The organism is Streptomyces sp. NPDC023481, from assembly GCF_055560195.1.
This window is the reverse complement of record NZ_JBVHJE010000016.1, coordinates 152,373-165,355: the sequence shown is the minus strand read 5'-3', so window position 1 is coordinate 165,355 and position 12,983 is coordinate 152,373. Positions and strand designations below refer to the sequence as shown.

The 12,983-nt window shown below is 69.5% G+C and carries 19 protein-coding genes and 1 pseudogene; 5 read left to right on the top strand and 15 right to left on the bottom strand.

Annotated elements, in window-relative coordinates; translation table 11 throughout:
* Positions 1 to 5 precede the first annotated feature (5 nt).
* Together ACZ3ZD_RS28260 and ACZ3ZD_RS28255 are read right to left on the bottom strand one after the other, a co-directional pair.
* Positions 6 to 347 carry a hypothetical protein gene (locus tag ACZ3ZD_RS28260; RefSeq protein WP_467402986.1) on the bottom strand — a complete coding sequence of 114 codons (342 nt, stop codon included), beginning with the start codon at positions 345 to 347 and terminating at the stop codon, positions 6 to 8.
* Complete coding sequence (locus ACZ3ZD_RS28255; protein WP_467403158.1) at positions 344 to 598, bottom strand: hypothetical protein; 255 nt, start codon at positions 596 to 598, stop codon at positions 344 to 346. Before ACZ3ZD_RS28255 ends, ACZ3ZD_RS28260 begins: the two co-directional genes overlap by 4 nt.
* Here ACZ3ZD_RS28255 and ACZ3ZD_RS28250 point away from each other — a divergent pair.
* Positions 502 to 909 (top strand): FCD domain-containing protein, encoded by a 408-nt coding sequence (locus tag ACZ3ZD_RS28250; RefSeq protein WP_467402984.1) that lies wholly within the window; start codon positions 502 to 504, stop codon positions 907 to 909. The genes ACZ3ZD_RS28255 and ACZ3ZD_RS28250 overlap by 97 nt on opposite strands.
* Positions 910 to 1,130: 221 nt before the next feature.
* Here ACZ3ZD_RS28250 and ACZ3ZD_RS28245 read toward each other — a convergent pair whose 3' ends face one another.
* The 6 genes from ACZ3ZD_RS28245 to ACZ3ZD_RS28220 form a co-directional block, all read right to left on the bottom strand.
* The gene (locus ACZ3ZD_RS28245) at positions 1,131 to 1,337 is read right to left on the bottom strand and encodes a hypothetical protein (RefSeq protein WP_467403156.1); all 207 of its coding nucleotides are present in this window, start codon (positions 1,335 to 1,337) and stop codon (positions 1,131 to 1,133) included.
* On the bottom strand, positions 1,243 to 1,566 hold the full coding sequence (locus ACZ3ZD_RS28240; RefSeq protein WP_467402981.1) for an NADPH-dependent FMN reductase: 324 nt from the start codon (positions 1,564 to 1,566) through the stop codon (positions 1,243 to 1,245). The genes ACZ3ZD_RS28245 and ACZ3ZD_RS28240 overlap by 95 nt, the downstream gene beginning before the upstream one ends.
* A gap of 17 nt (positions 1,567 to 1,583) precedes the next feature.
* Positions 1,584 to 1,796 carry a hypothetical protein gene (locus ACZ3ZD_RS28235; RefSeq protein WP_467402979.1) on the bottom strand — a complete coding sequence of 71 codons (213 nt, stop codon included), beginning with the start codon at positions 1,794 to 1,796 and terminating at the stop codon, positions 1,584 to 1,586.
* A 222-nt stretch (positions 1,797 to 2,018) separates the two neighbouring features.
* Positions 2,019 to 2,735, bottom strand: coding sequence for an alpha/beta fold hydrolase (locus tag ACZ3ZD_RS28230; protein WP_467402976.1), 717 nt, complete (start codon positions 2,733 to 2,735; stop codon positions 2,019 to 2,021).
* A gap of 58 nt (positions 2,736 to 2,793) precedes the next feature.
* Positions 2,794 to 3,936, bottom strand: a complete 1,143-nt coding sequence (locus ACZ3ZD_RS28225; RefSeq protein ID WP_467402974.1) for an FAD-dependent oxidoreductase — start codon at positions 3,934 to 3,936, stop codon at positions 2,794 to 2,796.
* A 242-nt stretch (positions 3,937 to 4,178) separates the two neighbouring features.
* Entirely contained in the window at positions 4,179 to 4,874 is a 696-nt protein-coding gene (locus ACZ3ZD_RS28220) for a TetR/AcrR family transcriptional regulator (protein WP_467402972.1), read from the bottom strand.
* 429 nt (positions 4,875 to 5,303) lie between these two features.
* Here ACZ3ZD_RS28220 and ACZ3ZD_RS28215 point away from each other — a divergent pair, with 429 nt between their 5' ends.
* Positions 5,304 to 6,065: an 8-oxoguanine DNA glycosylase OGG fold protein gene (locus ACZ3ZD_RS28215; RefSeq protein WP_467402969.1), complete on the top strand. Its 762-nt coding sequence runs from the start codon at positions 5,304 to 5,306 to the stop codon at positions 6,063 to 6,065.
* 159 nt (positions 6,066 to 6,224) lie between these two features.
* Entirely contained in the window at positions 6,225 to 6,554 is a 330-nt protein-coding gene (tpg, locus tag ACZ3ZD_RS28210; protein WP_467403143.1) for a telomere-protecting terminal protein Tpg, read from the top strand.
* 333 nt (positions 6,555 to 6,887) lie between these two features.
* Here the strand turns inward: tpg and ACZ3ZD_RS28205 are convergent, their stop codons facing one another.
* The 3 genes from ACZ3ZD_RS28205 to ACZ3ZD_RS28195 all read right to left on the bottom strand — a co-directional run bounded on the left by ACZ3ZD_RS28205 (position 6,888) and on the right by ACZ3ZD_RS28195 (position 9,023).
* Complete coding sequence (locus tag ACZ3ZD_RS28205; RefSeq protein ID WP_467402966.1) at positions 6,888 to 7,877, bottom strand: aldo/keto reductase; 990 nt, start codon at positions 7,875 to 7,877, stop codon at positions 6,888 to 6,890.
* Between the two features lie 156 nt (positions 7,878 to 8,033).
* Positions 8,034 to 8,468: a DUF4267 domain-containing protein gene (locus ACZ3ZD_RS28200; RefSeq protein WP_467402964.1), complete on the bottom strand. Its 435-nt coding sequence runs from the start codon at positions 8,466 to 8,468 to the stop codon at positions 8,034 to 8,036.
* 108 nt (positions 8,469 to 8,576) lie between these two features.
* The gene (locus ACZ3ZD_RS28195) at positions 8,577 to 9,023 is read right to left on the bottom strand and encodes an anthrone oxygenase family protein (RefSeq protein ID WP_467402961.1); all 447 of its coding nucleotides are present in this window, start codon (positions 9,021 to 9,023) and stop codon (positions 8,577 to 8,579) included.
* Between the two features lie 90 nt (positions 9,024 to 9,113).
* On the opposite strand from ACZ3ZD_RS28195, the gene ACZ3ZD_RS28190 reads away from it, so the two are divergent.
* Positions 9,114 to 9,692, top strand: a complete 579-nt coding sequence (locus ACZ3ZD_RS28190) for a TetR/AcrR family transcriptional regulator (protein WP_467402958.1) — start codon at positions 9,114 to 9,116, stop codon at positions 9,690 to 9,692.
* Positions 9,693 to 9,817: 125 nt separating this feature from the next.
* Here the strand turns inward: ACZ3ZD_RS28190 and ACZ3ZD_RS28185 are convergent.
* Positions 9,818 to 10,409: pseudogene (locus ACZ3ZD_RS28185) on the bottom strand (transposase).
* 9 nt (positions 10,410 to 10,418) lie between these two features.
* Between ACZ3ZD_RS28185 and ACZ3ZD_RS28180 the strand changes: the two are divergent.
* A complete protein-coding gene (locus ACZ3ZD_RS28180; RefSeq protein WP_467402956.1) occupies positions 10,419 to 11,207 on the top strand; it encodes a hypothetical protein in 789 nt (262 codons plus the stop codon).
* Here the strand turns inward: ACZ3ZD_RS28180 and ACZ3ZD_RS28175 are convergent.
* The 3 genes from ACZ3ZD_RS28175 to ACZ3ZD_RS28165 form a co-directional block, all read right to left on the bottom strand.
* Positions 11,158 to 11,724, bottom strand: a complete 567-nt coding sequence (locus ACZ3ZD_RS28175) for a hypothetical protein (protein WP_467402953.1) — start codon at positions 11,722 to 11,724, stop codon at positions 11,158 to 11,160. The genes ACZ3ZD_RS28180 and ACZ3ZD_RS28175 overlap by 50 nt on opposite strands.
* A complete protein-coding gene (locus ACZ3ZD_RS28170) occupies positions 11,721 to 11,891 on the bottom strand; it encodes a hypothetical protein (protein WP_467402949.1) in 171 nt (56 codons plus the stop codon). The genes ACZ3ZD_RS28175 and ACZ3ZD_RS28170 overlap by 4 nt, the downstream gene beginning before the upstream one ends.
* Before the next feature lie 440 nt (positions 11,892 to 12,331).
* A complete protein-coding gene (locus ACZ3ZD_RS28165) occupies positions 12,332 to 12,919 on the bottom strand; it encodes an isochorismatase family protein (protein ID WP_467402945.1) in 588 nt (195 codons plus the stop codon).
* Positions 12,920 to 12,983 lie beyond the last annotated feature (64 nt).

The following is a 12,983-nucleotide window of genomic DNA, read 5'->3' as shown; positions in this document are numbered from 1 at the left end:
CATCATCACCAGAGCCACGCAGCGGAGTGGCGCACCCGCGACAGGGCGCGCGCATCGCGGCGCGCGGCCGCGTTGCCGATGCGGTTCTGCCCGGACCGGGGCCGGCGCGACTGGCCGGCGACGAAGCGGCGCCGTCCGGCGTCCTGGAGCCGCCGTCGTTGCTTGCGCAGCTCCGCCTTCTTCTCCCGGTCGTTCTTCGGCTTCCGGTGCCGCTTCCAGACCGGCTCCCACGCCAGGGGCTCACCGAGTTCCTGGGGCTCGGCGAGCGCGGCAGCCATCTTCTTGGAGGCGGCGCGGGCGCGGGCGAGAGCGTCCTCAAGACTGGGTTGTTCTTCCGGGGTGCTCACGCGACTCCTCCTGTGGTCCGGCCCGGCGTGTGCTGGGTGCTCGGCTGGTGGGTGTGCGGCGGCGGGGCCGTCGACGGGGCGGGCTGCGGTCGGGGCCCGTGGGCGACAGCGCGCTCCCCGATGCCGTCCTGGAGCTTGGCGGCGGCCTCAAGGGTTGGGCGGGTCTGCTTCACCGTGTCGACGCCGGTCTCCTGCTCCAGGACGCGGACGGCCTTGCGGCCGGTGTGGAACGGCCGCGGGCGCAACCTCAAGGCGGCGGGCACGGCGCTGGCGCGCGGCCGGGTCCGGGAGTTCAGTCCGCACCAGCTGGCAACCGCATGCCAGGATCGCCGGCATCTCCCCGAACACTCTCCTGCGCTCGCTGTACTCGGCCCTTCCGGAATTGGTCGAACAGCACGCACTTGCAATGCAGCCGGAACCCGGCGTCCCCCTTACGAAACACATTCACGACCGCTGGAGACTGCACGCCGCCCTGGTCGACGCCCTCGACAAACGGGACGCGGATGCACTGATGCAACTCGTCGCAGAGCACGACACGGCTGCCATCGACGCTACTGACTGACCGGCCATCAGAAACCCCTAACTGTACGCTTTATGAGTGCACCGTGGCCGCCAGCCACAGGGCGCCGGGCAGGGCTACATGCCCAGAGGCTGATCGTGTGCTGAAGATGCCGCGGCCGGAACGAGCCATGGAGGCAGGCCGAATGGATGCCAATCCGCCGGTCCGGTGGCTGTCCGGGATCACCGGACCGTCGGACGCTCTCACACCGTTCGCGTGGCGGGTTAGGGGACGTGCACCGGCGCAGCAGTGGCGCCCGGGATCTGCTGCCTGCTGATGCCGGGTGCCGTCTCGACCAGCACCAGACCGGATTCGGTTACGGCGAGGACACCAAGATCAGTGATGATCCGGTGGACGCGGCGTTCCCCAGTGAGGGGAAGCCCGCACTCGCGGACGATCTTGGGGGAGCCGTCCTTGGCGGTGTCTTCCATGTCCTTGCTCGCGCGTGAAGCGGGCTGGACACCGGCCGGTGTCCTCCCCGGGGGTGAACGTGGCGCCGAAGCCGGCGAAGTCGGTACGCAGGTTCCCGATGACGGTCGCGGAGACGTCCGCGAGCTGCAGGGCGCCCAGAACCGGGTGCAGGGCTTCGACCGCGCGCACGCCGCCGTCGAAGCCGTAGGAGACGAGGCCGACGGCCTTGTCGTTCCACTCGGCGTACACGCGGTCGAGAGCGTTCTTCAGGACGCCGGGGAAGGAGTGGTTGTACTCGGGGGTGACGAGTCGTAGCCGTCGTAGGCTGCGACGGTCGTGGCCCACTGCCGGGTGCGGGGGTGGGTGTAGCGGCCCACGGCGGGCGGGAACGGTTCGTCGATCTGCGGCAGGTCGACCTCGGCGAGGTCGATCAGGTCGTAGTCGGCTCGCCGCGCTCTCGAGTCTGCTCCAGGACCCACTGGGCGACGCGTTCGCCGGCGCGTCCGGTGCGGGTGCTGCCGAGAATGATCGCGATCTTCGTCATCGTGTCTCCGGTAGGTGGAAGAAGCCGCCTGCTCCCCGCCCCGGGTGCGGATCGGTCCGCGGCCACGCGTGATCAACCGTTTACCGAGGACGACGCCGACGCCGGCCCGCGGACGGGGACCCCTGATGGCAGGGGCTCAGTGGCCGGTGGCCGAGGGTCAGGGGGCCAGGAAGGAGTCGAGGTGGGTGAAGACCGTCTCGGGCTTCTCGCGGAGGGGCAGGTGTCCTGCGCCGGGGATGAGTTCGAATCGCGCGTGGGGGAATCCCGCGGCGTAGGCGCGGCCGAAATCGGGAGTGACGACCGTGTCGTCGGCGCCCCAGATCACCAGTACCGGGCAGGTGACGGTGGAAAGGCGGGGCAGCATGCCGGCGTCTCCCATGGCCGGCCCGGCGTAGGCGCGCATGGCGGCCATCGACTGCGCGGACGGTCCGCCCTGCGGCGCCGGAGCCGGTGGACCGGCGGGCACGGTGACCGGCTGGCCGGGTATGACGGGGCCGATGGCGTCCATGAGGACCAGCTGAGAAATCCGCCCCTCGCGGTCGTCCAGAACAGCCTGGGTGGCGACCCAGCCGCCGAAGGACGTGCCGATCACCGTCACGTCGTGCAGCCCGAGGTGGCCGAGCAGATCCAGGTAGGCAGTGGCGAGTGCGGGCACGGTGTCCAGATCGTCGGGCCGTACGGTGCCGTCCCAGCCCGGATGGGTGGGCGCCACCACCCTGTGGTCCGATGCGAGGTGGCAGGTCAGGGCCGCGATGCTGGACGGGCCGGGGCCGCCGTGCAGGACGAGGACCGGGCTGCTGCCCCTGCCGGCCTCGCGCACCTCGAGGTCCAGGCCGGGCCGTAGCGGGATGGTGCGCCCAGGGGGCATCGTCATAGGTTCCTCCCGGATGGGCTGAGGCGGGTGGGTTCGGTGCTGGCCGTCGGGGCGGCCCTCACCGGGCTGCCGGACCGGAGGTGAAGAACGCGGCCATCTGCGCCAGGCTCCGCTCGCCGAACATCGTGTCCAGGTTGGCGGCGGACTCGGCGGCGGACGCCTCGCTGCGCGGGAAGAGGGCCTCCTCGTACGCAGCCAGAGCGGCTTCGGTGTCGCCGGGATGTGCGGCGACGGCCAGTGCGAGTTCGGCGCCGTCGAACATGGCCAGGTTGGCGCCCTCCCCGGCGAAGGGGGACATCAGGTGGGCGGCGTCACCGAGCAGCGTCACGCCCGCAACACGGTCCCAGCGGTGCCCCACCGGCAGGGCGTGGATACGGCGCGGGATGATCGTCTCCGCGTCGGCGACCAGGCCGCGCAGGCTCTCGTCCCAGCCCTCGAAGTGGGTGAGGACGGCGGCCTTGGCGGCAGCGTGGTCGGTGAAGTCGACCGTGTCCAGCCAGCCCTCGTCGACCTTGAGCGCCGTGTAGACGTGCAGACTGCCGTCGCTCTCCCGGTGCGCGAGGACACCGCGTTCCTCCCCCAGGGCGATGAAGAACCCGCCGCCGATGACCGCGGCGCTGCGCGGGTGGCGGGTGTCGGCGTCGAACAGGTCGGTCTCGACGAAGGAGATGCCCGTGTAGGCGGGCCAGGCGTCCGAGACCAGGGGCCGGATCCGGGACCAGGCGCCGTCCGCGCCGATCAGGAGATCGGTGGTGATGGCCGAGCCGTCGGTGAACGTCACCTCATGACACCCGTCATCCAGCGCCCGGGCCCCGGTGACCTTGCGGCCCCAGTGGACCGTGCCGTCGGGCAGGGAGTTGAGCAGCAGGTCCCGCAGGTCGCCGCGGTCCACCTCCGGCCGGCCGCCGGTGCCGTCGTCCTCCTCGGCCACGTGCACGGTGCCGTCGGGGCCGAGTAGGCGCAGGGCCTGACCACCCTCGTGGACGATCTTGAGGAAGTCGTCGTGGAGGCCGGCGGCGTGCAGGGCGTTCTGCCCGTTGTTCTCGTGGATGTCGAGCATCCCGCCCTGGGTACGGGCCGCCGCCGACGCCTCCCGCTCGAAGATCGCCGACTCGATGCCGTTGACGTGCAGGACACGGGCCGCGGTCAGGCCTCCAAGGCCTGCGCCGATGATCGCGATCGGGAAATGGCTGATGCTCATGGGGCCTCCGCAAGCAGTAGGGGAACACCTCGGTGCGCCGAGTCATCACCGCCGACGCCGCAAGGCTCCTTGCAGGGGCGGCTGCGCGGCGAGGAGGCAAGGGATGCCTCGTTCACTCCCCCACCGTAACGAACATGTTCGCTACGAACAAGTTCGCCCCAGAGCGGGTGAGGAGAACTGCCGTCCCCCGGCCTTGTCCGTCGCGAGGGCGGCCCACCCGCCCGGTGATCAGTGCCCGGTGGTCAGTCCGCTGCGCCCGGGACAGATGTGCGCAGGATGCCGTTGACGAGGACGTCGAAGCTCCAGCGGATCCTGTCCGCCACCGATCCGCCGATCAGGGCGGGCATGTGTGCGGTGATCGCCGGATGCGTGGCTGCGTCCACGGCGTGCAGTGCAAGTACGGTGGCGTTCCAGTCGTCCTCGGAGGCGGGATCGAGCTCACGCGTCGAGTGCTCGGCGGCGGTGGCTGTCGCGTCCTGGAGCAGTTTGTCCACCCCCCAGGCGACCTGCTCGCGGCCGGCCCCGCTTTGCGAGAGGAGATCGAGGATGCGCTCCACCAGGCGCAGGTAGTTCTCGCCGCTCGGGCGGGCGACGAGCGCGGCCCGCGCGAGCTGCGGGTGCTCGAACAGCACCTGGGTGTACGACGTCATGACGGCACGGAGTTGCTCGCGCCAGTCCTCACCGCCGTCCCGCCCGGTCAGGTCGACCTCGCCGAGCAGGGAATCCAGAACGGCTGCGTGCAGCTCGGCGGTGTTGGCGATGTAGACGTACAGTGACGCCGGGCCGGTATCCAGCTCCTGCGCCAGCCGGCGCATCGTGACCTTCCCCAGCCCCTCCGCCCGCATGATCCGCACGGCGGTGTCCACAATCCAGCGCCGGGACAGAGCGGGCTTCGCCGGCCGCTCCCGACGGCTGATCGGCTCTCTTCTCGCAGTCATATCCCGATCGTAACGAACATGTTCGCAGAGCTGGATTGCCCGGTTCGCTCTCGATCTCCCCGGTCGGTGGTTCGCGGCAGGCGTGGTGCTGGCTGGCCGAGGCGGAAGAGATCCGCTCACCGGAGAAGCCCGAACGCAGGCGTTTCCGGATCACCGAACAGGCCATCGGCCCCCGGCCGGCCGCACCGCGTTCCACAGGGACATCGACGTGGCGCAACCGAGTCGGTGCCTTCGAACGCCGAACGCCCGGCGCCGCTTCCGTGGGGATCCGGCACACGGCGTTCAGGTGTTTGGGGCGCGGGGCGGCGAGGGGGCCCGTATCTTCTGGTCCTTGCCCCGCGCGAGCCGGTGCAGGGGGCGCGGGTGGGAGCAGGATCCATGGGACGGGCTGTGAGCAGACAGGATCGAGCGGATGCGGTGGACCGGGAGATGGCCAAGCGCCTGCTGCCCGGTGAGGCTCTGCGGGCGCTGGCCCGGTGGTGGAGCGAGAACACTGCAAGGCTCTCCGACATGACGCCTGGCGCTCACACGGTCCGCTACACGCCCAGCCGGTGGGTGCAGACCACGCCGTGGCCCTCGGCCCTGGTCTCGACTTCGTGCGACGGTGATGCCGTGGTGAGCCGGGCGCAGGTGACATCGATCGTCCAGGACACACTGCGCCGCGAAGCCTTCACAGAGGCCCTGGTGGCCACCTATGTGTGGGGGAAGGGCAAAGGCGGCTCCCCCGCAGGCAGCGGACCGGCCACGCTGCAAACGATCCTGGCCGCCGACGATCTGGAAACGGCACTGGCCGATGCGGTCACCGCACTGAGCGAGCACAGCGCAACAGCCGCCTACGCGGCGCTCCGCGGTCGCGTTCCCTGGCTGGGGCCGTCCTTCTTCAGCAAGTTGCTCTACTTCGCCGGCAAGACAGTCCCGCCGGCGAACGGGCCCGAGCCCCTCGTCCTCGACCGCGTGCTGGCCCGGCGCCTGCGGTCCCTGGCCGTGGCGGTCGGCCGGGAAACGGGCCACGACCCCGACGGCTCGATCGCCGCCTGGGTCTGGAGGGACCAGGACTGGTCACCCCACCGCTACCAGGTATACCTCTCGTTCATGCACGCCGCCGCCCACCAGGCGGCGTCCACCGACGGCTGGCCGTCCAACGCCTCACCCGACCTGCTCGAATACGCACTGTTCAACGCCGCGTGGTGAGCATCCGGGGCCGGCACACCTGCCGCACTGCCGAAACGGCAGAGGCGGAAGAAGCAGCCGCCCGGCACCCGGCGCGCAAGGACCGTACGCCGGCTGCCGACTGCCGGCTGCCGGCCGGCACTCCCCCACCACCGGCCTGAAGGCTGACAGAAGGAGGTTCTGGCTCGGTGGCAGCCTCGTGTACGGGCACGTCGGCGTGCCCAGGCCGAGGTAGAAGGTTTCGTCTTCCATACCAGGGCGCGATCCGGATTCGCCGGGCCGGCAGGGTCCTCGGACGATCCGCGGGTGCAGTGGATCGCTCAGTCCCTGCCGGGTGAGGTAGCCCGGGAGCTGTTTGCCGCTCGGGATGCCGGCGCGGGCGGGCAGCAACAGACGGTGATACTCGCCCGTGCGCTGGGGCACGCCTACCTTCGCGCATGGGGCCGCCGCGTCCACGGCCTGCACATCGCTTTCAGCGACGTCGAGTTCGCCGACTTCACGATCGGCTGAGCCTGCCCTTTCGGGCGAGCACTGCAGGGTGGTCAGCGTCGCGACGGCCTGGCTCAGTCGGTCGGAATTGCTTCGTACCTCTCGGCTTCCTGCCGCTCGCGCCAGTCCCTACTCCACCCGGCCGGCCGGGCCCTTGCGGCGGACCGCGGGCGGATGAGGCGGCCGCAGTCTGGCCGTCTCCGCCACGCGCAGGGGCGCCCCTTGGCACAGCGGCGGGCTGCTAAAAGACGAATGAAGATCTTGCTCCGGCCACCCGTTTCACCCTGGGCCAGCGAATGTCAATCGCTATAAACCGGTGTAAGTCGGGCGTAATTCAAGATCTTCATCGGTCGTCTAGCGGTTCACGGCCCGCATGCCGGCCTCGTCGTACCGCTCGCCGGCGACCTGCGGCAGCTCGGCGTCGATGCGGGCCAGGTCCTCCTTGGTCAGCTCGATGCCGACCGCGCCCGCGTTCTGCTCCAGGTAGCTGCGACGCTTGGTGCCGGGGATCGGGACCAGGTCCTCGCCCTGGGCCAGCACCCAGGCGATAGCCAGCTGGGCGGGGGTGACGTCCTTCTCCGCGGCGATCTCCTTCACCTTGGCCGCCAGCCGGAGGTTCGCCTCCAGGTTGTCGTCGGTGAACCGCGGGTTGTTGCGCCGGAAGTCGTTCTCGTCGAGCTCCTCCGGCGAGGAGAACCGGCCGGCGAGGAAGCCCCGGCCCAGCGGCGAGTACGGCACGAAGCCGATGCCGAGCTCCCGGCAGACGGGCAGCACGTCGGCTTCGGGGTCCCGCGTCCACAGCGAGTACTCGGTCTGTATGGCGGTGATCGGATGCACGGCGTGGGCCCGGCGGATGGTGTCCGCGCTCGCCTCGCTCAGCCCGATGTGCCGTACCTTGCCCTCGGCGACCAGCTCGCTCAGGGCGCCGACGGTCTCCTCGATCGGCACGTTCGGGTCGACCCGGTGCTGGTAGTACAGGTCGATGTAGTCCGTGCCCAGTCGCTGAAGCGAGCCGCGGACCGAGCTGCGCACATGCTGGGCCGAGCCGTCCTGCCGCCCGACGGTGCTCATGTCGCCCGGAACGGCGTCGTCCATGCGGTAGTTGAACTTCGTCGCGATGACGTACTCGTCCCGGTGCCCCCGGACCGCCTCGCCGACGAGCGTCTCGTTGGTGAGCGGTCCGTAGACCTGCGCGGTGTCGAGGAAGTTCACCCCCAGTTCGAGGGCGCGCCGGATGGTCCGGACACCCTCGTCCTGGTCGGCGGAGCCGTAGAAGGCCGACATCCCCATGCACCCGAGGCCGATGGCTGACACCTGGAGGTCTCGTAGCCTGCGCTGTTCCATGTGAGTCGCTGCCTTTCCTCACGGTGGTTTTCGTTCCCTGACAAGGACGCTAGGTGTTGGAGCGCGCTCGAAGTCAAGTACGGCCCGCGGTCCCGGGCCGGCCGCATCCGGGTACCCCGGCTCGGGCCTTGGACCGATGGGATCAGGCCGATGGGATCAGGCGGGCTGCGGGGCGGGCGTCGACGGGGCGGCCGCGACCTCGCGGGTCTCGCGCATGATCAGCAGGCCGGTGACCACCATCAGCGTCGCGGTCAGGCAGTGGACGCCGAGTGCGGTGGCCACGGAGCCGTGGTGGGCCAGCACGGTGGTCATGTCGCCGTACGCGGCGAGGGCCTCCACCAGCAGCACCCAGCCCAGCGCCCGGCGGTGGCCCGTCACCAGCAGGATGCCCAGGACCAGGGCCAGGACGACGTCGCGGATTCCCTTGACGATCAGGAAGCCGCCGCCGTCGCCGGCCGGCCAGGTCGGCAGGCCGAAGCCCGGCGCCGTCGTCTCCGGGCTCAGGATGAACTCGGTCCCGAACCAGAGGATGAAGAGGACCAAGACGGCGGTCAGGACGGTGTTGATCTTCTTCAGCGACTTCAGCGACATCCTTCTTCTCCTTGCGAGTCGTCGTGGGCTCGGTGGAGCCTGGTGAGTCCTGTGGGTCTGTCAGGCGGCGCGGACGCGGCGGACGAACCGGGCGGTGGGTCCGGGGGCTCAGGTGAGGGCGGTGACCAGCAGGGTGAAGGCGGCGATGATGACGGCGACGCGGACGTAGTGGTAGCGCTCCCAGCGGTTCAGCTGCTCTTTCCAGTCCTCGGGCCGGTTGTCGGGGGTCCACGTCTTGCCCCGGTTGTTGATCGGGACGAGCAGCAGCACCGACATGATCACGCTGAGGATCAGCAGTGCGGCGGCGGTGACGACGAGGCCGGTGCCGTGGTGGTGCCACCCGGCGGCCGCCCAGATGCCGACGAGGACGAGCGAGCCGATGTACCAGACCGGCATCACGGCGCCGAGCATCCGGCCCCCGTGGGCGTGGCCGAGTTGGCCGCTGTCCTCCGGAAGGGCGTTGAGTATGCGGTTCATGACGAAGGCGACGGAGAACTCCACCCCCACCATCACACCGACGACCACGGTGGTGACGACCTCGAGTGCGTTGAGCATGATGACCCCCTCGGGATCTAGTGTTGCTAGCCGATGTGGCAACGCTAGTACTGCTGCCGCTCTCATGTCTAGCAGTGCTAGGATTTCATCATGTCGGTACAGGAACGCAAGGAACGCGAGCGGGCGGAGCGCGAGCGCCTCATCGTGGCGACAGCCCGCGAACTCGCCGAGCAGCAGGGCTGGGAAGCGGTCACCACCCGCCGGCTCGCCGAGCGCATCGAATACAGCCAGCCCGTCCTCTACAGCCACTTCCGCGGCAAACGGGAGATCATCGGCGCGGTCGCCCTCCAGGGCGCCACCGAACTGGCTGTGGCGGTGCGGGCCGCGACCTCCGCCGTGAACGGCCGACGCGAGCGGGTGCACGCGCTGGCCCACGCCTACCTCGACTTCGCCGCCCGCAACCCGGCGGTCTACGACGCCATCTTCCAGCTCGACGGCGGCCTCGCCTACGCACAGGAGGACACCCCGGAACCTCTCAAGGACGCTTTCGCCGCCCTGCTGGAAAGCCTCGGCGAGGTCGCCGGGGAAGGCGTCGCCCCGGGGCTGTTCACCGAGGTGTTCTGGGCGGCCCTACACGGGGTGGCGACCCTGACTCGGTCGGGACGGCTGCCGCCGGAGGAAACCGAGCCGAGGGTGGAGCTACTGGTGGACCGCCTCGCCATGGTCTGACACGCATCCCGGCAGGCACGCGGCCCGCAAGCCGCAACGCTCATTGATCACGACCGATACGTGCCCTAAAGGGTGTTGCAGAAGGTCGGGGTCGGGCAGGCCGGAGTTGTGCTTGGCCTGCTGTTTCACCCAGTCAGGGCGAGGTTGTGCATGGTGGCGACGGCTTGGACGGCGTGGTGGAGGCCGTCGCCCCTTTGTCGGCAGTCGCGGAGGATCTTCCAGTTCTTCATGCGGGCGAAGGTGTGCTCGACGCGGGCCCGGACCCGGCGGTGTTCGGCGTTGTCCTCCTCCTGACCGCGTAGGAGGGGGCGTCCTGCTCGTCGGCGGTGCGGGACGATCAGGCCGGTGCCCAGGTAGGCGCCGTCCGCGATAACCGTCGTCCCGGCCGCCGCGACCGGCAGGTCCGACTCCCGCCAGACATGGGCGTCGGCCTTGTTTCCCGGCGCCGGCCGAGCCGAGGCGACGACCAGGCGGGTGTCAGCGTCGATGATGATTTGCACGTTCGCCGAGAAGCGATAGTTGCGGGAGGAGGCGCCGACGTGCCGGTCGCGGACCGGAATGAGGGTGCCGTCCACGATCCACAAGCGCTCGACACCCACCACCGGGCCCGTCCCCGCCCCGCTCCCGTACCACCTTCACCAGCCTCGCGAACCGGTCCATACGCAAGCCCGTGAACGTCTCCACCCACACCGGCTCAGTCCGCAACACCCCACCCATACAGGCAAAATGCCCGCCACCAAGCCTTCTGCAACACCCCTTAGCCGGTTCGCTGCGCAGGTCGTCGGCGTGGGCGACCCACAGCTGGTGGTGCCGCTGCCACAGTGCAGGTTCAGCGGGCCGCTCGTCTACGGCCCGACGGTGAGGCTGGTGGCACGGGCAGGCTCCATCAAGGCATGGGCGAAGCCTCGCCGCGCGGCCCGCGTCGGCACCATTCGGCCGCCCGAGGACCGGGCGCCGCCCAGTTCACGCAGTGCCGCGTTCCGGTCGGCGGCGCCGCCATATGATCGCAGGCGATGGCCAGTCGTCTACAACCCTAGGGGGCGCCTCGTGCCGCAGCTCGTCCGTGAGCAGCATGTTGATGTCTTCGTGGGCTACCACGCGTTCGCGCTGCAGGAATCCGACGACGCCTTCCTCGATCTGGAGTTCCCGGACGAATTCGACTTCGGCGCCTTCCTGAGCACTCATCCCGGACGCCTGGACGTCACGAGTGCCGGCCATACCCACACTGCTTCTCTTACGGTCGAGGTGTGGGACGGGCCGGCGCCTGTGCAGGACGCCGCAGCGTGGGAAGAGCAGGCGGAGGCGGACTTCGAGTCGCTCAGCGGCCAGGCCGCGGTGTGGTCGATGAGCCTGGGCCGACTCGATGACCTGATCAAGCTGGCGGATTCGGGCGGGTCGTGGCGCGGGCGAGTCAGTTCCGCTGGCCGGGCTGAAGTCAAGGCTTTGGCCGAGAGCGAGGAACGCATCAAGGGAGTCGAACGCTACCTCGTACAGTTCTGGCCTGCCGGTTCGTAGCAGCCGCCGTACCGTGTCGGGAGCGGAAGTCCACGCTGAGCGCGTGCAGTTCAGCGCGACGGACGAGCAAGAGTTCTTCCGGCTGCTGCAGGGCGGTGTCCAGGAGCCAGACCCCGCGGCGGAACCGCTGGAAGCCGATGCTCTCCCACAGCGCGGCGATCTTCTTCTTCGCCTGGCGGCGGTATGCCTCGGTGACCTGCTCGCGGTCCTTGGGGTATTCGCCCATGGCCGGATACGCCGCCACCGCACAACAGCCGCCGGACAGCCGGCGGATCACCTCGGCCGCCAAGATCGGTCCTAGCCCGAGACCCCTCCATGCCCTGTCGAGATGAACACGGTCGAGGATCAGCAGATCACCGACGGGATGGGTGACGGCCTTCTCGAACGCGGCACTGTAGCCCGCGCATCCGGACCGACCGAGAACGGCTGAGGCAATGACCTCGAGATCACCGGACTCGGCATCTGCCGCCTCCCACCCACTGTCACCGGTGTCATCACGCAGCCGCCACTGGATCACATGCCCGACCTCGGTCCCGCAGCCGGAGCACGGCTTCCCTCGCCCTCCTCGTCCTCTCGCTCCTCGTCAGCCGCCATCCCATAGGCGACCTTGACGTACCAGGACTCCAGAGTGTCCTCGAAGTCGTACGGCACAGCGGGATGCCCGTGACCGTAGTGCAGACGCAACCGGGCAGGATCGCCCAGGAGTTCACCGACCGGCCGGTCGCTTGGACCTCGCTGACGTCATGTCCACAGCCTAGGAGCGGGCACTGACATCCCACCGGGAAAGCGGTACGACGGGCACCTTGCCAGGTCCTCCTTCTGATCACAGATACGCAGAGAGCAACCTCCTTGCACGCGGCCAGCCAACCAGCTTGTCACCACCGACCACGCCCGCCCCGCGCTCGCGCCCCACCTCCCTCCCCACGCCACCACACCACCCCTGACCAACACAGACACGCTCCGCCTGATCCACCCGGTAACAGAAGTCTTTCAACGATCACTAGATCAGCAGCTCAATGCATCACTCATGCAGTGATCCTTCGTGGATTTGTCACCAGCAGGGCAGGGACCGATCCGGTCCCTCGCCTGTGAACGCACGGGTCGGGGAAACTGAACCGGCCTGTTCAGGCGACAACAGGTTCGCCGCTCAGCGCGACGCCGGCCCGGCGCAGCTCGTCGAGTGCGGTGCGCGTGGTGTCGGCGGCGACGCCGGCGGTGTAGTCGAGCAGGACCCGCACCGTGAAGCCCGCGCGCACTCCGTCCAGTGCGGTGGCCTTCACGCAGTGATCGGTCGCGATGCCGACGACGTCGAGGTCGGTGACATCGCGGGCCTTCAGCCAGGCGGAGAGTGTCGTGCCGTCCTTGGTGAAGCCCTCGAAACCGCTTTTTGAGGCGGAGTGCGCGCCCTTGAAGACGACTTCGTCGACGTGCCCGGCGTCCACGGCGGGGGCGAAGGCCGGATGGAACGCGCCCCCTTCGCTGCCGGCGACGCAGTGGACGGGGAACGAGTTCTGGAAGTCGGGGTTTTCGGAGAAGTGGTCGCCCGGGTCGATGTGGTGGTCACGGGTGGCTACGACGAAGGCGTACTGCCCGTCGGCGTGCTCGACCAGGTCGGCGATGGCGGCGGCCCGGCCCGCGCCGCCCTTCACCGGAATGCTGCCGCCCTCGCAGAAGTCCTTCTGGACATCGACGATGATCAGTGCACGATGCATGGAAAAGCCCCTTCCCTGGGATGAACCACTTCTGGATGGTTGCCCGTCCGCCGGCTGGAGGGCG